Genomic DNA, 20694 nt, shown 5'->3' with positions numbered 1-20694 from the left:
CCCGACCCCGACGACCGTGCGCCCGCCGAGGGGGTCTCCGTCCCGCCATGACCTCACCTCAGGCGCCCTTGGCCGCCCGGAAGCCCGCCTCGAGGTCCGCGAGGATGTCGTCGAGGTGCTCCAGCCCGACCGACAGCCGGACCAGTCCGGGCGTGACCCCGCTGGCCGCCTGCTCCGCCTCGCTCAGCTGGCTGTGCGTGGTCGACGCGGGGTGGATGACCAGGCTGCGCACGTCGCCGATGTTGGCGACGTGGCTGTGCAGCTCGAGCGCCTCGACGAAACGACGCCCGGCCTCGACCCCCCCGGCGATCTCGAAGGCGAGCACCGACCCGGAACCACGCGGGGCGTACTTCTGCGCCCGGTCGAACCACGGGCTGCCGGGCAGGCTCGCGTAGGCCACGCGCTGCACCTCGTCGCGGTCCTGCAACCAGGCGGCGACGGCACGGGCGTTGTCGACGTGCCGCTCCATGCGCAGGCTCAGCGTCTCGATGCCCTGGGCGACGAGGAACGCGTTGAACGGGCTGACGGCGGAGCCCATGTCACGCAGCAGCTGGACCCGCGCCTTGAGGACGTAGGACAGGTTGGCGCCGAGCGGGCTGCCGACGCCCAGGTCACGGCCGTAGACCAGGCCGTTGTAGCTGGGGTCCGGGGTGTTGAAGCCCGGGAACCGCTCGGGCTGGGTGGTGTAGTCGAAGCGGCCGCCGTCGACGATGGCGCCCGCCACCGCGGTGCCGTGCCCGCCGAGGAACTTGGTCGCCGAGTGCACGACGACGTCCGCGCCCCACTCCAGGGGCCGGATCAGGTAGGGCGTGGCGACCGTGTTGTCCACGACCAGCGGGACACCCGCCTCGTGCGCGACGGTCGCGACCCCCTCGATGTCGAGGACGTCCTGGTACGGGTTGGAGATCGTCTCGCCGAAGAACGCCTTGGTGTTCGGCCGTACCGCGGCGCGCCAGCTGTCCAGGTCGTCGGGGTCCTCCACGAACGACACCTGGATGCCCAGCTTGGGGAACGTGTAGTGGAGCAGGTTGTACGTGCCGCCGTAGAGGCGGGGGCTGGACACGATGTGGTCGCCCGCCTCCGCGACGTTGAGCAGCGCGACGGTCTCGGCGGCCTGGCCGCTGGCCAGCAGGAGCGCTCCGACCCCGCCCTCGAGGCTGGCGATGCGCTGCTCGACGGCGTCCTGCGTCGGGTTCATGATCCGGGTGTAGATGTTCCCGAACTCCTTGAGCGCGAAGAGGTTCTCCGCGTGCTCCGTGCTGGTGAAGGCGTAGGAGGTGGTGGCGTAGATCGGCAGCGCCCGGGCTCCCGTGGTGGGGTCGGGCTGCTGGCCGGCGTGGATCTGACGGGTCTCGAAGGACCAGGCGTCGTTCATCAGGGGTGGACCTCCGTGGTCACCGGGGCCCGCCGAGCGGGCCCGCGCTTGCCGTCACCGATCGGTGACGGCCAGGTCCTCACCCGGGGCACCCCACCGCGGAGGAGGGTTGCCGACCAGCGAGCCGGGGCTTGACGCTGGTGCTCATGACCTGCGCGGAGCCTACGACACGGGGTCGGCAGGCCGCCAGGCGTCCGGATGACGGAACCCGGACGGGTCACCCGCCGCGTGCGTGGCCTCGAGCGGGCCGACCGCGACGAGCGGGCCGACCGCGAGGGCCGGGACGGCCGGGGTCACAGGGTCAGCGCGGGGGTGACGACCGCGCGCTGCGCGTCGCCCGGGTCGTCGCCGACCAGGACGAGCTGGAAGTGCCCCGGGGGCACGAAGGCGAGCGCGAACCGTCCCGTCTCGTCGCACTCCTCCCGGCTGGCCCCGGCGGCGGTGCGGACCTCGATCCCCCGCCGGCCGCCGGGCGCGACCCAGCCGTCGATCCGGTGCCCGCCCTCGACGTCGCTGATGGCGAGCATGACGGTCATCGACTCGCTGCCGAAGGTGACGGTGCGCACCTCGTCGTCGCCGCGGGCGCCGACCCCGGTGGACTGGGTCTGCTGCAGTCGCATCAGCTCGAGCTCCAGGTCGAGGTCGATGCCGGTGAACGCCTCCACCTCCAGCGAGAAGACCACCCGCTCCGACAGCCCCGACGGCACCGGGTCCAGCTGCTGCCACATCTGGCGCAGCTCGGCCGCCAACGACGACGCCGCGGCCGGCTCGTGCTCCCCGCCGCGCTGCTCGGCGACGCGGTCCCCGGCGTCCCCCGCCCGGTCCGGCCGGCCATCGGCGCGGTTCACGTCGTCGTCCACTGCGACTCCTCGCCCAGGTGCTCCCGCAGCTTCTTGAGGCACCGGCCCCGGGTGGGGCCGATGCTGCCCATGGGCATGCCCAGGTCGACCGACAGCGACGCGTAGTCGGGCCGGTCGGAGAAGGCCACCACGCGCAGCAGCCGCTGGCAGCGCTCCGACAGCCTCCCGACCGCCGACCACAGCCGCCGGGCCCGGTCGTCGTCGATGACCGTGGCCGCGGGACCGGGGGACGGGTCGGGGCTGACCGCCAGGAGCGGCTCGGGGTCGGCGACGGCGACCCGCGCGCCCGCGGCCGTGCGGGCCGCGTCCCGGCGCACGGTCACCAGCAGCCAGGCCAGGACCGCCTGCGGGTCCCGGACCTGGTCCCGCCGACGCGCCAGCGCCATCCAGGCGTTCTGCACGACGTCCTCGGCGGTGGCGTGGTCGACCCGGTAGGCCCGGGCGGTGTGCCACAGGGTGGGGGTCAGCAGGGTGACCAGCTCGGCGCTGGCGCGGTTGTCCCCGTCGCACCAGGCACGGAACAGCGCCGCGGAGCGGTCCGCGAGCTCGTGCCGCCTGGGCCCGGGTGGCGCCGGCACCACGGCCAGGTCCGGTAGCGCGTCACCGGGGCGTCGCGCCGTGGCGTCCCGCGCCCCCGGCACGGCCGCGGTACCGGCCGTACCCGCAGGGGGGACGGTGCGGTTGCTGACCATCGGACCTCCTGACGGACGCCGACGGGTCTCGTCGGGTACGCGCTGGGTGCTCGGCGGCTCCGTCGCTGGACAGGCTGCCGACGTAGGACGGGTGCGGACGGACCGTACCCGCTCCCCGATCACCACCACCAGCCTCCAGCCATGACCGCAGGAGCGGTCATGGCCGGCGGTTGATACCCGCCGCAGCATCATGACCACCGACGCGGCGGCCCGGCCGCCCTGCCCCGGGCCGAGGACGTCCACGGCGCCCCGAGGCCGTGGTCGAGGCACCGCAGGACCAGCGCGGCCAGGGGCTCGTCGTCCCCGCCCAGCAGCGCCCGTTCCGCCAGCACCCCGGCCGCGGTCCCCTCGCCCGCCGCCCAGCAGAGCCAGGCGTGCGCGGCCAGCACCGTCGCCCGCTCGGGCCCGGAGGTGAGCGCGGCCATGCGACGCAGCACCGGTGAGCCCACCCGGGTGGCCCGGGCGCAGGCGGGGTCGGTCAGCACCTCGTGCAGACGCGCCCCCGCCCTGTCCCGCCGCGCCGCGAGGGCCGCGGAGGACGTCGGCGCGACCGGGGCCGGCCCGGCCGGGCGCAGCGACCCCCCGGGCAGCAGGACGGCCAGGCAGGCGTCCCGCAGCGCGGGGCTGACCCACCACGCCGCGGCCAGGGTGCCTGCGAGCTCGGGGTCCGGCCCCTCGGGCAGGCAGTCGACCCACCGGGCGAGCAACCGGTCCGACACGGCGTCGGTGACACCGGTCGGTGCGGGCGTGGGGGCGGGCGTCGATGCGGGCGTCGATGCGGGCGTGGGGGCGACCGACCGCGCTGCGGCCAGCGCCCGGGCCCGCTCGGCCTGGGTCACGGTGCCCTCGGGGGCGACGGAGTCCCGGTCCGTCGCGGGGTTGCGACCGGCCAGCACGAAGCCGGCCGCGACGGGGTGGTGGCGCGCCTCGGTGACGGGCGTCCCCTGCGGCGGGCAGCAGGCCCGGTCCTCGCACAGCACCGACCGGAACCGCGAGGGACCCACGACGAGCACGTCGAGCACCCCGAGCCGTCCCGGTGCTCCGTCGACGACCTCCTCGTCGTCCGGGTCGCCGTCCGCCGGGTCTCCGTCGTCCGGGTGGCTGTCGGCCGGGTCACCGGCCCCACGGACCGGCAGGGCGGCCCCGAGGAGCGCGTCGGCCCACCCGGTCGGCAGGTCGTCGGGGTCCTGCGCGGTGTAGACCAGCAGCAGCGACGTGCTGCAGCCGTTGCGCAGCAGCACCCGTTGCAGGTGCTCCCAGAGGAGCCCGGTGGTGGCCGGCGGGCCGCCCGGCTCGTAGTCGCAGCGCAGCGACGCCCCCACGGAGCGGTCGTCGGCGACCCCGATCACCACCAACGACCGCTGCGGGGTGAAGCCGAGCAGGTAGGGCACGGCCGCGACCGCCCCGGCCGGGTCGCGCAGCCGGATGTCGGGCGGGGGGTGGGAGGCGGTGGGCGTCGGGGTCGCTCGCGGGTCCATCCCCCGAGGCTGGCCCCGCCAGCCCCCCGGCGACCCGGCGACCTCGGGCTGTGGACGAACCCTCAGGGCTGTGGACGACCGCTCAGGCGACGGACCCCTGCACGACCCGGTCCCGGGCCTTCTCCCAGTCCAGGAAGTGGTCGACCTCGGACAGGACCGCGCCCGCGAGCCAGGCGGCCACGAGGGCGTCGTCGGCCAGGCCGAAGACGCCGAGCAGCGCCTCCGGCACGAGGTCGACCGGGGACAGGACGTAGAGCATCCCGGCCACGACCCCGAGCGCCCGTCGGCGGTCCCAGTCGCGGTAGGCCCCGCGGGCAGCGGTGAGCACGAGCCGTGGGAGCGCACCCAGCCGTTGGGCGAGGCCGTAGGGGCCTCCACCGCGGAACACCTCCAGCAGCACCCGCAGGGCTGCCACGCGTCCTGGTCTCATCCTCGTCCTCCCGTTCCTCGAGAAGCACAACGGTACGCCGACCGTCGCCGTTCCGACCGCCCCGAGGTTCCCCGCCGTCGAGGACCTCAACCCAGGTCGGCCAGCTCCCGGGCCAGGTCGTCCAGCCCGAGCGCGCCGGTGCTGAGGGCCGCCATGTGCCACCGCTTCAGGTCGAGGTCCCGGCCCTGCGCCGCCGCCCGGGCCCGGGCGGCCTCTCGTCCGGCCAGCCACGCCCGCTCCCCCAGCTTGTAGCTGATCGCCTGCCCGGGCATCCCCAGGTAGCGGACGATCTCCGAGGACCGGAACGCCTCGTCCAGACCGGTCCGCTCGGCCAGGAACCGGGCGGCCAGGTCCGGGGTCCAGCGCCGGCCGGGGGCGAACACCGGCAGCCCGTGCTGGTGGTCGGGGACGGTCAGGCCCAGGTGCATCCCGATGTCGATGACGACCCGCACCGCGCGCAGCGCCTGCGCGTTGAGGTACCCCATCCGGTGGCCCGGGTCGTCGAGGTGACCCAGCTCGGTCATCAACCGCTCCGCGTACAGCGCCCAGCCCTCGGTGGCCGCCGACACCGACCCGGTGCTGGTCTGGAACATCGACAGCTCGTCGGACAGGAGCGCCCACTGGGCCAGCTGCATGTGGTGCCCGGGCACGCCCTCGTGGTACCAGGTGGACACCAGGTCCCACATCGGGAACCGTTCCCGGCCGAGCGTCGGCAGCCAGGTCCGGCCCGGCCGGACCAGGTCCAGGCTGGGGCGCGTGTAGTACGGCGCGGCGGCGGAGCCGGGCGGCGCGATCCTGGCCTCGACGACCCGGATGGGCTCGGCGATGTCGAAGTGCGTCCCGTGGAGCTCGTCCATCGCGGCGTCCATGATCTGCTGCAGCCGCTCGCGGACGGCCTCGACGCCGGTCACGGCCTCGCCGTGCCGGTCGAGGTGGGCCATCGCCTCGGCCGGCGTCGACCCCGGGAGCACCTGGGCGGCGACCTCGACCATCTCCGCGTGGATGCCGGCCAGCTCGCGCCAGCCCCAGTCGTAGGCCTCGACGGGGTCGATGTCGGAGCCGGTCCAGCGGCGCGCGCCGACCAGGTAGCGCTCGCGGCCGACCGCGTCCGGGGCGTCGGCGACCGCGGGCAGGTACTCCTGCGCCAGCACGACCCGCAGCCGTCGGACCCCGTCCGCCGCGGAGGCCCCGGCGGCCTCCACGTCGGCCCGCAGACCGGCCGGGGCGTCGCCCAGCTCCCCGAGCAGGCCCGACAGGTGCTCGGCGAACCAGCCGCGCCCGTCCCCGACGGCGGCCCAGTCGTCCAGCTGGCCGAGGACGGCGCCGACCTGGGCCGGTCCTCCCAGCAGACCCCGACGCAGGCCCTCGCGCAGGGTGGCGGCGTACTCGTCGTAGGCCTGCCCCACCCGCGCGACGCGTCGTACCGCGGCCGCCACCGCGTCCTGCGTGCCGGTGGGCATGACCAGCAGCGCGGCGCGGACGGACTGCACCGGGCTGAACAGGTTGCTCAGCGACCGCAGGTGCTCCCCGGTGTCGTGGGCGGCGAGGTCGGCCCCGAGCCGTTCACGCAGCAGCGTCGCGCACCGTCGCTCGGCGTCCGAGGGGCCGACCCCGTCGTGGGCCTCCAGCCCCCGCAGGTCCGCCAGGGTGCTCCGCTGCAGCGCCGCGAGGGTGTCGGCGCCGTCCGGGGTGAGGTCCGGCAGCCCGTCGGCCAGCGGGTCCGTGCCCAGCTGCGTGGCCAGCACGGGGTTGAGGACGGTGCAGGCGCGCACGTAGTCGTCGGCGACCCGACGGACTGCGCGGACGTCTCGGGCCTCGGCGGTGTCGTCTGTGCTCACGGGAGGCCATGCAAGCACGCCGCCGCCGGGTGCCTCACCACCGCAGCTGGCTCAGGTCATGGCGCTGCCGGCCGACGTGGTGCGGCAGGGTGCGGCGGGGGGCGCCGTGCGTGCGCCGGGGGCGGCGGTCAGCGGAACGTGCGCTTGCTGTGGTGCCAGCCCGCCCCGCCCCGCAGGCGCACCTGGCGCGCCGCGGCGTCGGCCGCGGCGACGAGGTCCTCCGCCACCTGCGCGGGGTCCTCGGTGCCGGAGCAGGGCCGGGCGGCGGAGCCGACGCTGGCGGTCACCCGACCACGGGGCGTGCCGGGCGCCTGGACCTCGACGCAGCCGGCGGTGCGCGCGGCGACGCGGGAGATCTCGAGCTCGTGGACGTCCTCGAACACCCCGACGAACGCGTCGCCACCGACCCGGGCCAGCGTGTCGCCGAGCCGGAGCGTGCTCCGCAGCCGCGAGGACACCTCCACCAGCACCGAGTCGCCCGCGGCCTGGCCGTGCTGCGCGACGACGTCGTCCAACCCGTCGAGCACGATCCACACCACCCCGACGGAGCGTCCCGTCCGGGTGGAGCGTTCCAGGGCGTTCACGAGCCGGTCGACGGCCAGCTCCGACGGTGACATGCCGGTCAGGTCGTCGGTGTCGCCGGCCGCCGTGCGCGGGACCGCCGGGGTGCTGCCGGACTCGGGCGCCACGTGCAGCACGAGGCTGACCAGCTCCTGCTCGGCGGTCCGGACCGACGACGCGGACAGCCGCACGGGCACCGGCGCACCGTCGGCGCCGGCGTACTCGGCCCGGCCCTGCCAGACGTCTCGACGGCCGGCCGCGACGGCGGCCAGGCCGTCGACGGCGTCGGGCCGGGTGCCGCCCACCAGCAGGTCGTCGTGCCGGCGGCGCAGCAACGACCCGCGGGCGTGACCGACGGCGCGCAGCAGGGCGTCGTTGACGGTGCGCCAGGACCCGTCGGGGCCGAGCACGGCGAGCCCGACGGGAGACTGCTCGATGCAGCGGCGCAGCAGCGCCTCGGCGACGTCGAGACGCTGCTCGCTGCGCTGCAGCTCCTCGGCGGGCCGGGTGGCCGAGCGCAGCTCCACCAGCCGGCCGGTGGCGGGGTCCAGGGTGCCGGACAGCGAGGTCTCCACGACCCGGTGGACGTCGTCGGCGCCGCGGAAGCGGTACCGGACGGCCACGGTGTCCCCGGACGCGGCCACGGAGTGCGCGCCGTCCACCCGGCCCTGGTCGTCCGGGTGGACCAGGGAGTGCAGCGGTCGACCGAGCAGGTCCTCCGGCTCCCAGCCCAGGTCCTGCGTCGCGCGCGCGGAGACCCAGGTGTACGTGCCGTCGGCGCCGTGCAGGGCCACGGTGTCCTGGGACAGCAGGCTGACCGTCCGGAGCCGGGCCCGGAGCTCGTCCGCGTCGTCGGAGGCCACCACGGCGTCGTGCTCGTCGGCGAGGACGACGTGCGCCTCGGACATGTCCGGGTCGATCCAGCGCATGCCCAGGCGGGTCCAGCGCCGCTCGCCACCGCGGCGTCGGACCCGGACGCGCATCACGGCGGTCTCGTCGAAGGCCAGGGACTCCAGGCGTGCCTTGACCGCGGGACGGTCGGCCGGGGACACGAACTCGACCACCGAGCAGCCGACGGCCTCGTCGACGGTCCGGCCGAGGACGTCCTCGACGGCCGGACCGGCGCCCACGACCCGGCCCCAGCGGGACACGCGCAGCAGCACGTCGCGCTCCGGCGACAGCAGCCGACGCGACCGGAGCGTCTCCACGGCCAGGGCGAAGCCGGAGTGCACGTCGCGGGTGACGTCGCCGACGAGGGCGCCCACCACCGCGGGGCCGTCCTGCTGCTCCAGCAGCGCGACGTCGAAGCGCAACCAGCGGACACCGTCGCCGGTGCCGATCCCGACCAGGTCCCCGTGGCGGGTCCGGCCGTCGGCCAGCACCTGCATGACGGGGTGCTCGTGCCCGGCCAGCGGACGGCCGTCCTCCCGCACCGCGGACCAGGACGGGTCGTGCCAGGTCCGCCCGAGGAGACGGTCGGCCGCCACGCCCAGGACGGCGGCCGCGGTCTCGTCGACGTGGGTCAGCCGGCCGACGCTGTCGTGCAGCAGGACCCCCTGCCCGAGCGCGGCGACCATGGCGGCGACCCCGGGACCGCCGGCGGTCGGGGTCGGGTCGGGGGTCAGGAGCGTGGCCGTGGCCGTGCGGCGGGGGCGGACCATCGGCACGACGGGGTCAGTCACCCCTACCTGGTCGGCGCCCGGGCGGTCGCCCTTGAGGTGGGGCCGCGGCGCAACCGGGTGAGCCGCCCCGGACCGCCCGCCTCAGGTCAGCGCACGGCGGAGCAGCTGCAGCAGCGCGTCGGCGTAGGCCTCTGCGGCCGTGCCGGCCACCGCGACGGTCTCGGCGGGGTCCCCGGGGAGGTGGACCGTGACGGCCCACGAGTCCTGCGTCCGCTCCAGCCGGCGGAACGTGCCCTGAAGCAGGCGGCGGAGCTGGTCCTCCGCGGGCAGCCAGACGGCCTGCTCGGTGCCGACGCTGTCCAGGGCCCACTCGACCGTGCCGTTGAACCCGATGACGGGCCCCGACGGGAAGTCGTGGACGTCGGCCACCATGTCCGACACGACGAACACCTCGGCGTCCATGTCGCGGTCGGCCAGGACGAAACGGTCCCCGGCGGTGGGGCGCCACCCCAGGCCCGCCTCGCGCAGCGCACGGCCCGCCGCCACCGGCAGCACCTCCGCCGCGTCGAGCGCCCGCACGCTCACAGGCCGTTGCCGCCGGGTCCACCCGTTCCGGGCCCGCCGGTACCGGACCCACCCGCGTCGCCGGCCCCGGTCTCGCGGTCGTTCTGGGCCAGGAACCGCTCGAGCTCGGCCCCCAGCTCGTCGGCGTCAGGCAGGTCGTTGCGCAGGTCGGTGGCCGCGGTCTCGGCCAGGTTGTCGTACTGCTCCTCCAGGGCCTGCACGACGGCGGCGACCTCGGGGCTCTTGGCCACCTCGGCGTCGATCTCGCCGCGGGTCTGCACCGCGCGGACCCTGAGCCCGTCCACGTCGATCGGCACCCCGCTGACGCCGGACAGGTGCTCGAGCAGGACGGCGGCGGCGTCCGGGTACTCCGAGGAGGCCACGTAGTGGGGCACGTTGACGGTGAACGCGACGGCGTCGAGCCCGGCCTCGCCCAGCCGCAGCTCCAGCAGGTTGCCGATGCTGCCGGGGACCCGCACCTGCCCGATCCACGCGCGCCGCCCGCGGACGAGCTCCGCGCTGGTGCCGTGGGTGATGACACCGGCCGGTCGGGTGTGCGGCACGCCCATGGGGATGGCGTTCAGACCCACCACGAGGCGGACCCCGAGCTGCTCCACCAGCCCGATGACGGCCCGGGTGAACGCCTCCCAGCGCACGTCGGGCTCCAGGCCGTGCAGCAGCAGCAGCGCCTGGCCCGGGTCGTCGTGGCGGCGCAGCAGCGACACCGTGATGTGGGGCGCCTCGTAGGACACCCAGCGGTCGGTGTCGAAGTGCATCGTCGGGCGCCGGCTGCGGTGGTCGACCAGCACGTCCGCGTCGAGGTGGGCCACGTCGACCCGGTGGTGGTCGGTGAGCAGCGCGGTCACCGCGCTGCTGGCCGCGGAGCCGGCGTCGGAGAACCCCGTCAGGTGGTGGGCCAGGACCAGGCCGTCGGGCACGTCGACGTCGTCGACGAACCGGACGAGCGGGTCGCTGTCGGGACGGTGCACGGGGTCCTCCGGGTTCGTGGGCGGGTCGGACGGGCCCGTCAGGGGCCGCCCGTGGGTGCCAACGCTACGTCGTCCCCGGATGATCCCCCGAGCCGTCAGGAGCAGGGCCCGCCTCCGAGCCGCGCCAGCCCGGCCCGGTCGGACAGGGACGGCTCGAAGACGGACTGGTAGGCCGGCGACATCAGGGAGAAGGGGTCCTGGCTGTGGCCCAGGCCCACCAGGTGGGCCACCTCGTGGCGCAGGACCGCCGCCGCGCGCCGGGCGCCCGTGGCGTGGGCCAGGTTGTCGCCGAACCAGGTGGCGTCCAGGACGACCGTGCCGCTCACCCAGCTGGACGTGGCCCCCGCACCGGGGCCGGGCGCGCTCGCGACGGGTCCGGCCACCCCGAGGGCACCGGCCAGCGGGGGGTGCTCCGAGCCGTCGCTCCAGGCCAGCAGCACGGGCGACCACCGGTCCCCGTAGCGGGCGACGTCCGCGCCCGGTCGGTCGACCGACGGCGCCTCGTCCGTCTCGCCCTCCACCTGCAGCACCAGCCCGCTGGCGGTCCCGACGTCCGCCAGGGCCGCGACGACCGCCTCGCGCCCACCGGGTGGCTCGCCGTCGGGGCGGACGACCACCTGCACGGGGCGGCACGGGTCCCAGCGGACCGGGTCGCCGTCGGCCGTGGTGGCGAGGAACGTGTAGCCGCCGGGGTCGGGCACCTGCGGGGGCGTCGCCAGCGGCTGCCCCCCGGAGGCCGTCGGTCCACCGGCCTGGTCGACGAGCAGCACCCCGAGCGCCCCGCCCGAGCAGAGCAGGACCGTGAGCAGCGCCACCAGCAGGCGCGACGAGGTGGTCGCCGTCGCCGTCACCCGGGCAGCATCGGCGCGACGACGCCCGGCCCGGAGGCCGGCGCCGCGGTGTCACCCGGTCGCACCACCACCGGGACGACGTCGCGCCAGGGCCCCCAGGACCCGGCGCACGAGCAGCACGACGACCGACACCGCGACCCCCGTCGCGACCAGCGCCGAGGTGGCGGCGAGGGCGACCGGCACGACGGCGGTCGGGGTCGGCCGCCACCGGCCGTCCCGTCGGCGCAGCAGCAGCCGCCGCCCCAGGAGGACCTCCACGTCCTGGTCCCAGCGCAACCCGCCGGGCCCCGCGCCGGGGCGCAGGGCGTGCAGGGCCTGGGCCGCCCCGCGACCGCCCGCCCCGGGCCGCGGCAGCGATCCGAGGAGGACGGGCAGGTCGGCGGGCCCGGCGACCCGTACGCGCACCGCGCCCCCGTGGTCGTCCACCACCACGGTCGCGGTGCGGCCCCGGGGGTCCCTCACCTGGACGGTCAGGTCCGCGTCGACGACGAGCCGGGCTCCCCCGGCCCCGTTCATGACCCGATGGCGCCGGCCGCGTCGCGGTCGGTGGTGGTGATGCGGACGGTCCCGTCGACCTTCCAGGTGGCGCGGGGGGAGTCCGGGCCGGTCTCGCGGGGGACCTCGATGGTCATGTCGACGAAGGTGTAGTCGATGACGGCGCCCTTGCCGGTGAGGAACGACCACATCTCGCGGCCGAAGTCGGCGATGTTGGTGGTCCCGGACCCTCGGACGTCGGTGCTCTCGGACATGGGTGGCTCCCCTGCTGGCTCGGTGGTCGACGCCCGGGCCGGACGTCGCGGACCACTCTGCGCCTGCCCGGCGTCGCTCGCCCGTCGATCATGGCCGGGACAGCTCCGGCGCGGACATTAGGGTGGCCCGCGACGTCCGCACCGCCCCGTTGCGCCACGCCCCGCAGGAGGAACGCATGTCCGACCGCCCCGTCCGCAAGGTCGCGATGCTCACGGCCGGAGGCCTCGCGCCCTGCCTGTCCTCGGCCGTCGGCGGCCTCATCGAGCGGTACACCGAGATCGCCCCCGACATCGAGATCATCGGCTACCTGGACGGGTACGCCGGTCTGCTGTCCGGCCGCTCGGTCACGGTGACCGAGGAGGTCCGCCGCGACGCCCACCTGCTGCACCGCTTCGGCGGCAGCCCGCTGGGCAACAGCCGCGTCAAGCTGACCAACGCGGCCAACCTCGTCGAGCGGGGCCTGATCACCGAGGGCCAGGACGCCCTCAAGGTCGCCGCGGACCAGCTCACGGCCGACGGGGTCGACGTGCTGCACACCATCGGCGGCGACGACACCAACACCACGGCCGCCGACCTGGCCGCGTTCCTGGCCCGCAACGACTACGAGCTCACCGTCGTGGGCCTGCCCAAGACGGTCGACAACGACGTCATCCCGATCCGGCAGTCGCTGGGGGCCTGGACCGCGGCCGAGCAGGGGGCGCTCTTCGCCCGCAACATCATCGCCGAGCACTCCTCCAACCCGCGGATGCTCGTCGTCCACGAGGTGATGGGCCGCGGCTGCGGCTGGCTCACGGCCGCGACCGCGCTGGCGCACCACCGCTGGGTCGCGCAGCAGGAGTACGTGCCGGGCATCGGCAACGACCCCCGGCGCTGGGACGTCCACGGGGTGTACCTGCCGGAGCGCGAGTTCGACGTCGCCGCCGAGTCCGCGCGCCTGCGCACCGTCATGGACGAGACCGGCTGCGTCAACGTGTTCGTGTCCGAGGGCGCCGGCGTGCAGACCATCGTGGCCGAGCTGGAGAAGGCGGGCGAGGAGGTCGGCCGCGACCCGTTCGGCCACGTCAAGATCGACACGATCAACCCGGGGGCCTGGTTCGCCAAGCAGTTCGCCGCCGGGATCGGGGCCGAGAAGACCATGGTCCAGAAGTCCGGCTACTTCTCGCGCTCGGCCGCGGCCAACGCCGACGACCTGCGCCTGATCAAGTCCTGCACCGACCTGGCCGTGGAGTGCGCGCTGCGCCGCGAGGGCGGTGTCGTCGGCCACGACGAGGGCGCCGACGGCCGGCTGCGGGCGATCGAGTTCGACCGGATCGCCGGCGGCAAGGCGTTCGACACCTCCACGGACTGGTTCACGGGCCTGCTGGCCGACCTCGGCCAGGACTGAGCAGGACGGCGGTGACGTCCGACACCTCGCTGCCGCCGTCCGCGGCGGTCCGGCTGGTGTCGGCCGTGGGCCGACGCCTCGGCGCCGTCGGCATCAGCGGCGTCGAGGCCCAGCAGGTGGTGGCCTCGCGGGACCGGGTGCCCCACCCTGCGCTCGGCACCGTCTCCGGCTGGGTGCTGGGCCGTCCCGCGGCCGACGTCCGCCGGAGCCGGGCCCGCACCGCGTCCGGGGTCGCCCTGGTCGTGCACACGCCTCGCGTCGCCCCCGGGACGGTCCTGCCGGTCGTCGTGCACCTGCACGGCGGCGGCTGGGTGCTCGGCGGGGTCGACGACACGCCCTGGTGGGTCGCGGCCCTGGCCCGGGCGGTCCCCGCGGTGGTGGTGTCGGTGGACTACCGCCTCGCTCCCGAGCACCCGTACCCGGCCGCGGTGCACGACTGCCTGGAGGCGGTCCGCTGGGTGGCGGCCCACCCGGAGCACGTCGGGGCGCAGGCCCGGGTGCGCGTCGACCGGCTCGCACTGGTCGGCGACAGCGCCGGGGCCAACCTCGCGGCGGTCACCGCGGCCCGGCTGCGCGACGAACCGGTCGCGGGCGACCCGGTCGTGGTGCACCAGGCCCTGGTCTACCCCGCGGTGGACGCCACGCTGTCCTCGCCGTCGGTCGCCGCCAACGCCGACGCGCCGATCCTGACGCGGGCGGACATGGAGCGCTTCCTGCAGCTGTACACCGCGGGGACCGGGGTCGACACGCGTCATCCGTGGCTGAGCCCGCTGCACGCCCCCTCCCTGGTCGGCCTGCCGCCCACCACGGTGCTGACGGCCGAGCACGACCCGCTCCGTGACGACGGCACCCGGTTCGCCGAGGCCCTGCGGGCGGCCGGCGTGCCGGTGCGCCTGAGCGACTACCCGGGCGCGGTGCACGGGTTCCTCGCGGTGGCCGGGGTGGACCGGGTCCGCACCCGGCACGCTCTCGCCGAGGTCGCGACGGCCCTGCGGGGCGACCTGCCTGCCGTCGTCCCCGGCGCGTGAACGGACCGGCCGAGCCGTCGCTCCGTGCGCCGCAGCCGGGCGGCGTCGGGCGGGTGCTGCCCGGGCTGCTGCTCGCCCTCGTCGTGGCTGCCCTGGCCACGGGGCTTGACCGGTTGCTGGGCCCCGCGACCGGTTCGCCGGGGTCGGCCGTCCTCGCGCTGGTGCTGGGCCTCGTCCTGACCGCGGTCCGTGCCCCGGGGCCGCGGGCCGGTCCCGGGCTGGCCTGGGCGTCCGGCCGGCTGCTGCAGGCCGGCATCGTCCTGCTCGGCCTGACCGTGCCCGTGAGCAGCCTGCTCGAGGTCGGGCCGCGCGCCCTGCCGGTGGTGGTCGCGGCCGTGGCCACCGCGTTCCTGGTCGGGTCCCTGCTGGGCCGCGCGCTGGGGGTCGGTCGGGACCTGCGGACGCTCGTCTCGGCCGGCACCGGGATCTGCGGCGCGTCGGCGATCGCCGCGACGGCCGGCGTCCTGCGGGCGCGCCCGGCCGACGTGTCCTACGCGCTGTCGGTGGTGGTCCTGATGAACCTGGTCGCCATCCTCACCCTGCCCGTCGCGGCGCGGGGGCTCGGGTTGTCCGACGAGGGGTTCGGGGCCTGGGTGGGCAGCTCGGTCAACGACACCAGCGCCGTGGTCGCGCTCGCCGGCGGCTGGGGCGGCAGCGCCCTCGCCGTCGCGGTGGTCGTCAAGCTGACCCGGGTGCTGGCCCTGGTGCCGGTGACCCTGGTGCTCGCCCGGCTCAACCAGGGCTCCGGCGCGGGGCGTCGGCTGGTGCCGCCGTTCCTGCTGCTCTTCGTGCTGGCCGTGGTGGTCGCAGCCACCGGCGTGGTGCCGGACGCCGTCGCGCAGGCCGTCGCCCTGGCGGTCGACGTGCTCATCACCTGGGCGCTGGCGGCGGTCGGCTGCTCGACCCGGCTGCGGGACGTGACGCGTGCCGGCTGGGCGCCCGTGGTCCTGGCCGCGGCCGTGTGGTTCTGCGTGGCGGCGGCTGCCCTCGCGGTGCTGGTCCTCGTCGGCCTGGCCTGACTGTGGGCCCGTCCGGCCTGCGCGTCGTCGTGTTTCGGGCGTGTCAATTCCCGACCGGACGGTCGCCGACCCTTGTCGGGCGTCACCCGTTCGGACCATAGTGACGGCGACCCCCGCCCCTCGCCCCGGTGGCGCCGTCGCCACCGGGCTCCGCTCCGGAAAGGTCCCGATGAACCGTCGACGTTGGGTGCCGGCCGCTGTCGCGTCCGCACTCGCGCTATCGCTCGTCCCCGCCGCCAACGCGGCCCCCGCCGAACCCGAGGAGTCCCCCACCCGCGTCACCGAGGACCGCAGCGCGGTCCCGGGGGCCGCCGTCGCGGCGGAGCGCTCCGCCGGGCGTTCCGCCGGTGCCGCCTCGGCCCGCAGCGGCATCGCCTCGGTCAGCGCGGCCCAGTCCGTCGGCCAGCTGGCCGGCAAGCCCCGCAACGACGTCATCGTCGACGTCCCGGTCAACCCCGCCGACGCGTCCATCCCCCTCAACCTCATCCCGTACCACGAGTTCGCGCCGCGGTTGCGGGCGCTGCAGGCCAGCCCCCGCATCAGCGTGGAGATCATCGGCCAGTCCGTCCAGGGCCGCGACCTGCACATGGTGGTCGTCACCAACCCCATGACGGACGCGGAGTGGGCCGAGTGGCAGCGCCTGTCCGACCTGCGCACCTCCGACCCCGTCGCCGCGGCCGCCGCGCTGGAGGCCGGGGAGTACGACGACTGGAAGTCCCCGCTCTTCATCAACAACAACATCCACGGCAACGAGTGGGAGGGCACCGACGCGGCGTTCCGGCTGTTGGACGAGCTGGCGTTCGGCGAGGACGCGACGACCGACGACCTGCTGGACCGCAACGTCGTCGCCGTCGTGGTGTCGATGAACCCGGACGGCCGGGTCAACGCCACCCGCGCCAACGCCAACAGCTTCGACATGAACCGGGACTTCATCACCCAGTCCCAGCCCGAGGTCCAGGTCATGCGGGACCAGCTCATCCGCTACGACCCGCTGACCATGATCGACCTGCACGGCTACGTCGGCCGGACCCTGATCGAGCCCACCACGGGCCCGCACGGGGAGAACTACGAGTACGACCTCTACATCCGCAACGCCCTGCGCAACGCGCTGGCGATGGAGGCCCAGGTCGTGGCGGAGAACGCGGCCGACCTGGCGCCGTACTACGGCGAGTACACCCAGGTGAGCATCCCGTTCCGGGACCGGGCCACCGGCTGGGACGACTGGCCGCCGATCTTCACCCCGATGTACGCCATGTTCCACGGCGCGATCGGGCACACCATCGAGTTCCCGCTGAACCCCCGCGGGAACCTGACGCAGGACGAGCGCTGGAACCGGACCCGGATCAACACCAACATCGCCCACGACACGATGCAGGCCAACCTGGCCTGGGCCACCGAGAACAAGTCGACCCTGCTCGCGGACCAGATCGAGCTGTTCCGCCGTGGGGCCGCCGGTGAGTCGTCCCGCCCGATCGACGACCCGCTGGCCATCGAGCTGGCGCTCGGGACCAACATCGACACCCTCGACAAGGACTACCCCCGCGCCTACGTGCTGCCCGCGGGCGACGCCCAGCGCAGCGAGACCGCCACCGCCCGCGTCGTGGAGTTCCTGCTCGACAACGACGTGCAGGTCGACCGGACCATCGCGCCGGTGACCATCGACGGCACCCGGTACGCCGCCGGTTCCTACGTGGTGGACATGCACCAGGCCAAGCGCGGCATGGCCAACGTCATCCTCGACGTCGGCACCGACGTCACGACCTTCTACCCGACGATGTACGACATCTCCGCGTGGAGCCTGGCTTCCCTGTGGGGTGCCGACGTGGTGACGGTCCAGGACGGCGACCTCCCGGAGCGGCAGCTGCGTGAGGCCACCGAGGCCGCCCCCACCGGCAGCGCGCCCACCGGCCGCCGCCCGGCGTACGTGCTGGACGTCGACAGCATCGCCGGCGTCCAGGCGGTCAACCGGCTCCAGGCCGAGGGGGTCGCGGTCTCGCGCACCCCGAGCGGTGAGTTCGTCGTCCGGGCCGACTACGCCGTGGTCCGGGCGGTCGCCACCGACCTGGGGGTCGACTTCACGGCCGTCCGTCCCGGGCAGCTGCCCGCGGCGGAGCCCGTCGACGCGCTGCGGATCGGCTTCTCCGGCCCCGCCGACGAGCTCTTCGCGCTGCGTCGGATGGGCTTCCAGGTCACCGTGGTCAGCACGGCCACCGTCAACGACGGCACCGTGTCGTTCGACGACCTGGACGCGCTGTACGTGTCGTCCACGGCGCTGAACCCGCTGTCGTTCACCCCCGAGGCCGCCGCGGCGTTCGAGGCGTGGCTGGCCGAGGGGCACAACGTGGTGGGTCGAGGGGCCAACGGGGTCACCTTCAACACCCGGGCGGGCCTGCTCCCGGTCACGGCGACGGCCGGCCGGGGCGACGCCAACGGGATCGCGGCCGTCGTCAACGACCCCGCCTCCCCCATCACCGGTGACGCCATCACCGAGTCCTTCGTCAGCTCGCCGCGGTGGTTCAGCACCGTCGGGGCCGGGGTCCGGGTCGACCAGCGCCTGGCCACCGGGGACTTCTTCCTCGCCGGGCACTGGATCGGCCAGGAGGCCGCGGCGGGTCAGCCCGTCGTGGTCAGCGGCACCGCCCGAGGGGCGGACGTCACCCTGTTCGGCACCGAGCCGATGTACCGCTCGCACCCGGAGGGCATGTTCGAGCAGGTCGCGAACGCCTTCTGGCTCGACTGAGCACCTGCTCGACCGATCCCGTCGGTGGCCGGGGCTCAGCCCCCGGCCACCGACTGGATCACCTCGACGGTCTGGCCCACCCCCACGGGGGTGGCCAGGCCGTCGCTGCGTCGCACGTCGAGCCCGTCGACGTACATGTTGACGAAGCGACGCAGCGTGCCGGTCTCGTCCCGCAGCCGCCGGGCCAGGGCGGGGTGGGGGCCCACCAGCTGGTCGAGCAGACCCACCAGCCGGCCGTCCCCGGGCACGGGCAGCACCACCTCGCGGTGCCCCCCGAGGTCGGCCGCCAGGACGCGCGGCACCCGCAGCAGCACCCCGGCGGGGGTCTCGGGCCCCATCAGCGAGCCGCCGTCAACGCGACACCACGGCGGCGCGCAGGCTGAGCACGTCCGGCAGCCGGTCGGCCACCCGGACGAACGCCCCGCCCTCGTCCGCCGAGGCGTACACGTCCCCGGCCCGGGTGCCCAGGTAGACCCCGGTGGGGTCCGCGGCGTCCACGCAGGCGGCGTCGCGGAGGACGGCGTTGAAGTGACCGTCCGGCAGCCCGTCGGCGAGCTCCGTCCAGGTCGCGCCACCGTCGTCGCTGCGGTGCACCGCGAGCCGTCCCTGCGGCGGCACCCGCTCGCCGTCGGCCACCAGGGGGACGACCCAGACGGTCCCGCCGCGCCGGGGGTGGGCGAGCATGACGAACCCGAAGTCGCTGGGCAGCCCGTCCGCGATCGACGTCCAGGTGTCACCGTCGTCGTCGCTGCGGTACACGCCGTGGTGGTTCTGCGCGTAGAGCCGGTGCGGGTCCTCCGCGTCGCGGGCCACCTTGTGCACGCACTGGCCGAACTCCGGCTCCGACCCGGGCATGAAGTACGCCGAGATGCCGGAGTTGCGGGGTCGCCAGGTCGTCCCGGCGTCGGTGCTGCGGTAGACGCCGCCGGTGCTCATCGCGACGTGGACCGTGTCGTCGTCAGGGCTGGGCAGGACGGTGTGGGCGGCCGCCCCGCCGTAGCCGGCCCCCCACTCGCCGCGGTGCGGGTGGTCCCACAGCCCGCGGACGAGGTCGAAGTGCTCGCCGTGGTCGGTGGAGCGCCACACCGAGATCGGCTCGCACCCGGCCCAGACGACGCCGGGCCGGTCCTCGCCGTCCGGCTGGATCTGCCACACCCGCTCCAGCGCGGCCCCGTCGCCCGCGCCGAAGGTGATGGCGCCCTGCTCGGGCTCGCTCCAGGTCGCCCCCAGGTCGTCGGAGTGCACGACGGTGGGTCCCCAGTGCTCCGAGCGCATCCCCACCAGCACGCGGGTCCGACCGCCGCGGGTGTCCACGGCGACGCTGGGGATCTCGTGCATCAGGAAGTGCGGGGGTGACAGCTGCCAGCTCGTCCGGTCCTCGCTGGTGGCCAGCCACAGGCCCTTGCGGGTGCCGATGGCCAGGACGGCGGTCTCCATGGGTCCTCCTGCGTTCGTCGTCGCGCCGGCCTTGCTCCAGCGACCGGTCCACGACGGTGCAGACGGCGCGACCACGTCCAACTCATCGGTGGGTCCCGGCCGACGTCGCGGGAGCCGTCGCGGTGCCACGGGTCGCGTCGGGCGCCCGGGCGCGGTGGGATGGGGGCGACGTCGCGGACCGGCCGGGCGCAGGACGAGGAGCTCACATGAAGGTCGTCATCGCCGGAGGGCACGGCGCGATCGCCCGCCTGAGCACCAGGCGTCTGGTCGCCGACGGGCACGAGGTCGTGGGCATGGTCCGCAACCCCGACCACGTGCCGGACCTGGTGTCCGACGGCGCCGGCGCCGTCGTGATCGACCTGGAGACCGCCCGGACCGCGCAGGTCGCCGAGGCCCTCGCCGGGGCGGACGCGGTCGTGTTCGCCGCCGGTGCGGGTCCGGGCAGCGGGGTGGCCCGCAAGGACACCGTGGACCGCGGGGCCGCCGTCCTGCTGGCCGAGGCGGCCGAGCTGGCCGGGGTCGCGACGTACCTGCTGATCTCCAGCATGGGCGTGGACCAGGTCCGGGACGGGGCCACCCCGGACGGCGTCGACGACGTGTTCCTCGCCTACCTGCGGGCCAAGCTGGCTGCGGAGGAGGACGTGCTGGCGCGGGACGCGCTGCGCTCGCTCGTGCTGCGCCCGGGCGGGCTCACCGACGACGACGCCACCGAGCGCGTGCAGCTGGCCCGCTCCGTCGAGATGGGGCAGGTCCCCCGGGACGACGTCGCCGCGGTGGTCGTGGAGCTGCTCGGCCGGGCGGAGGCCGGGACCACGCCGTCGAGGCTGGTCGTGGAGTGCGTCGGCGGTCCGACCCCGGTCGCCGAGGCCGTGGACCAGGTGATCGGCCCGGTCTGAGCGGGGCGAGGGCTCGGGCACGCTACGGTCGAGGTCTCGCGTGACGCGGCGCGGCTGCCTGCTGGCGGCCCCCGACGACACGCCAACCGACCTGATCGACCCGTTGTCCCACCACCTAGGAGCGTGCACGTGAGCCACCCCTCCCCCGAGCTCGGCACCCCCCCGTCCCTGCCCCGCGGC

The 20694-nt window shown here is 75.5% G+C and carries 19 protein-coding genes and 1 riboswitch; of the genes, 5 read left to right on the top strand and 14 right to left on the bottom strand.

The features are described from left to right. Positions 1-58: 58 nt before the first annotated feature. From ACR80Q_RS10875 to ACR80Q_RS10820, 12 genes are all read right to left on the bottom strand, one after another. Entirely contained in the window at positions 59-1375 is a 1317-nt protein-coding gene (locus ACR80Q_RS10875) for a bifunctional o-acetylhomoserine/o-acetylserine sulfhydrylase (protein ID WP_435377632.1), read from the bottom strand. Between the two features lie 39 nt (positions 1376-1414). Further along, a riboswitch (SAM riboswitch) is annotated at positions 1415-1527 on the bottom strand. Positions 1528-1668: 141 nt separating this feature from the next. Next, on the bottom strand, positions 1669-2235 hold the full coding sequence (locus tag ACR80Q_RS10870) for a hypothetical protein (protein ID WP_435377631.1): 567 nt from the start codon (positions 2233-2235) through the stop codon (positions 1669-1671). Continuing rightward, positions 2220-2927, bottom strand: a complete 708-nt coding sequence (locus ACR80Q_RS10865) for an RNA polymerase sigma factor (RefSeq protein WP_435377630.1) — start codon at positions 2925-2927, stop codon at positions 2220-2222. The genes ACR80Q_RS10870 and ACR80Q_RS10865 overlap by 16 nt, the downstream gene beginning before the upstream one ends. Positions 2928-3115: 188 nt before the next feature. Then, complete coding sequence (locus ACR80Q_RS10860; RefSeq protein ID WP_435377629.1) at positions 3116-4405, bottom strand: DUF4192 family protein; 1290 nt, start codon at positions 4403-4405, stop codon at positions 3116-3118. 82 nt (positions 4406-4487) lie between these two features. Beyond that, positions 4488-4820 (bottom strand): YkvA family protein, encoded by a 333-nt coding sequence (locus ACR80Q_RS10855; protein ID WP_435377628.1) that lies wholly within the window; start codon positions 4818-4820, stop codon positions 4488-4490. 101 nt (positions 4821-4921) lie between these two features. Continuing rightward, the gene (locus ACR80Q_RS10850; protein ID WP_435377627.1) at positions 4922-6673 is read right to left on the bottom strand and encodes a DUF885 domain-containing protein; all 1752 of its coding nucleotides are present in this window, start codon (positions 6671-6673) and stop codon (positions 4922-4924) included. Between the two features lie 128 nt (positions 6674-6801). Next, positions 6802-8916, bottom strand: coding sequence for a PAS domain S-box protein (locus tag ACR80Q_RS10845; protein WP_435377626.1), 2115 nt, complete (start codon positions 8914-8916; stop codon positions 6802-6804). An 81-nt stretch (positions 8917-8997) separates the two neighbouring features. Then, a complete protein-coding gene (locus tag ACR80Q_RS10840; RefSeq protein ID WP_435377625.1) occupies positions 8998-9435 on the bottom strand; it encodes a pilus assembly protein CpaE in 438 nt (145 codons plus the stop codon). 2 nt (positions 9436-9437) lie between these two features. Continuing rightward, complete coding sequence (locus ACR80Q_RS10835; RefSeq protein ID WP_435377624.1) at positions 9438-10409, bottom strand: proteasome assembly chaperone family protein; 972 nt, start codon at positions 10407-10409, stop codon at positions 9438-9440. A gap of 95 nt (positions 10410-10504) precedes the next feature. Beyond that, a complete protein-coding gene (locus tag ACR80Q_RS10830; RefSeq protein WP_435377623.1) occupies positions 10505-11260 on the bottom strand; it encodes a matrixin family metalloprotease in 756 nt (251 codons plus the stop codon). A 51-nt stretch (positions 11261-11311) separates the two neighbouring features. Next, a complete protein-coding gene (locus tag ACR80Q_RS10825; RefSeq protein ID WP_435377622.1) occupies positions 11312-11776 on the bottom strand; it encodes a hypothetical protein in 465 nt (154 codons plus the stop codon). Then, on the bottom strand, positions 11773-12009 hold the full coding sequence (locus ACR80Q_RS10820; RefSeq protein WP_435377621.1) for a hypothetical protein: 237 nt from the start codon (positions 12007-12009) through the stop codon (positions 11773-11775). The genes ACR80Q_RS10825 and ACR80Q_RS10820 overlap by 4 nt, the downstream gene beginning before the upstream one ends. A 176-nt stretch (positions 12010-12185) precedes the next feature. Here ACR80Q_RS10820 and ACR80Q_RS10815 point away from each other — a divergent pair, with 176 nt between their 5' ends. The 4 genes from ACR80Q_RS10815 to ACR80Q_RS10800 all read left to right on the top strand — a co-directional run bounded on the left by ACR80Q_RS10815 (position 12186) and on the right by ACR80Q_RS10800 (position 18181). Continuing rightward, the gene (locus tag ACR80Q_RS10815) at positions 12186-13394 is read left to right on the top strand and encodes a pyrophosphate--fructose-6-phosphate 1-phosphotransferase (protein WP_435377620.1); all 1209 of its coding nucleotides are present in this window, start codon (positions 12186-12188) and stop codon (positions 13392-13394) included. An 11-nt stretch (positions 13395-13405) separates the two neighbouring features. Beyond that, on the top strand, positions 13406-14422 hold the full coding sequence (locus tag ACR80Q_RS10810; RefSeq protein ID WP_435377619.1) for an alpha/beta hydrolase: 1017 nt from the start codon (positions 13406-13408) through the stop codon (positions 14420-14422). After that, positions 14419-15441, top strand: a complete 1023-nt coding sequence (locus ACR80Q_RS10805) for a YeiH family protein (RefSeq protein WP_435377618.1) — start codon at positions 14419-14421, stop codon at positions 15439-15441. The genes ACR80Q_RS10810 and ACR80Q_RS10805 overlap by 4 nt, the downstream gene beginning before the upstream one ends. Before the next feature lie 169 nt (positions 15442-15610). Then, the gene (locus ACR80Q_RS10800; protein ID WP_435377617.1) at positions 15611-18181 is read left to right on the top strand and encodes a M14 family zinc carboxypeptidase; all 2571 of its coding nucleotides are present in this window, start codon (positions 15611-15613) and stop codon (positions 18179-18181) included. Between the two features lie 35 nt (positions 18182-18216). On the opposite strand, the gene ACR80Q_RS10795 is transcribed toward ACR80Q_RS10800, so the two are convergent. Both ACR80Q_RS10795 and ACR80Q_RS10790 read right to left on the bottom strand, forming a co-directional pair. Further along, positions 18217-18519: a MoaD/ThiS family protein gene (locus tag ACR80Q_RS10795; RefSeq protein ID WP_435377616.1), complete on the bottom strand. Its 303-nt coding sequence runs from the start codon at positions 18517-18519 to the stop codon at positions 18217-18219. Positions 18520-18532: 13 nt separating this feature from the next. Then, positions 18533-19618, bottom strand: coding sequence for a WD40/YVTN/BNR-like repeat-containing protein (locus ACR80Q_RS10790; RefSeq protein WP_435377615.1), 1086 nt, complete (start codon positions 19616-19618; stop codon positions 18533-18535). A 206-nt stretch (positions 19619-19824) separates the two neighbouring features. On the opposite strand from ACR80Q_RS10790, the gene ACR80Q_RS10785 reads away from it, so the two are divergent. Next, positions 19825-20514, top strand: coding sequence for an SDR family oxidoreductase (locus tag ACR80Q_RS10785; protein ID WP_435377614.1), 690 nt, complete (start codon positions 19825-19827; stop codon positions 20512-20514). Positions 20515-20694: the final 180 nt, after the last annotated feature.

Source organism: Aquipuribacter aurantiacus (genome assembly GCF_051216895.1).
In the GTDB taxonomy this organism is placed as follows: domain Bacteria; phylum Actinomycetota; class Actinomycetes; order Actinomycetales; family JBBAYJ01; genus Aquipuribacter.
The sequence above is the reverse complement of the archived record's forward strand: the minus strand, read 5'-3'. Positions and strand labels throughout refer to the sequence as shown.

What these genes read in the sequence shown, in the direction of transcription:
- ACR80Q_RS10815 (WP_435377620.1), top strand. Translation starts at nt 12,186, where the DNA reads ATGTCCGACCGCCCCGTCCGCAAGGTCGCGATGCTCACGGCCGGAGGC.
- ACR80Q_RS10790 (WP_435377615.1), bottom strand. Translation starts at nt 19,618, where the DNA reads ATGGAGACCGCCGTCCTGGCCATCGGCACCCGCAAGGGCCTGTGGCTG.
- ACR80Q_RS10865 (WP_435377630.1), bottom strand. Translation starts at nt 2,927, where the DNA reads ATGGTCAGCAACCGCACCGTCCCCCCTGCGGGTACGGCCGGTACCGCG.
- ACR80Q_RS10825 (WP_435377622.1), bottom strand. Translation starts at nt 11,776, where the DNA reads ATGAACGGGGCCGGGGGAGCCCGGCTCGTCGTCGACGCGGACCTGACC.
- ACR80Q_RS10795 (WP_435377616.1), bottom strand. Translation starts at nt 18,519, where the DNA reads ATGGGGCCCGAGACCCCCGCCGGGGTGCTGCTGCGGGTGCCGCGCGTC.
- ACR80Q_RS10800 (WP_435377617.1), top strand. Translation starts at nt 15,611, where the DNA reads ATGAACCGTCGACGTTGGGTGCCGGCCGCTGTCGCGTCCGCACTCGCG.
- ACR80Q_RS10875 (WP_435377632.1), bottom strand. Translation starts at nt 1,375, where the DNA reads ATGAACGACGCCTGGTCCTTCGAGACCCGTCAGATCCACGCCGGCCAG.
- ACR80Q_RS10860 (WP_435377629.1), bottom strand. Translation starts at nt 4,405, where the DNA reads ATGGACCCGCGAGCGACCCCGACGCCCACCGCCTCCCACCCCCCGCCC.
- ACR80Q_RS10820 (WP_435377621.1), bottom strand. Translation starts at nt 12,009, where the DNA reads ATGTCCGAGAGCACCGACGTCCGAGGGTCCGGGACCACCAACATCGCC.
- ACR80Q_RS10785 (WP_435377614.1), top strand. Translation starts at nt 19,825, where the DNA reads ATGAAGGTCGTCATCGCCGGAGGGCACGGCGCGATCGCCCGCCTGAGC.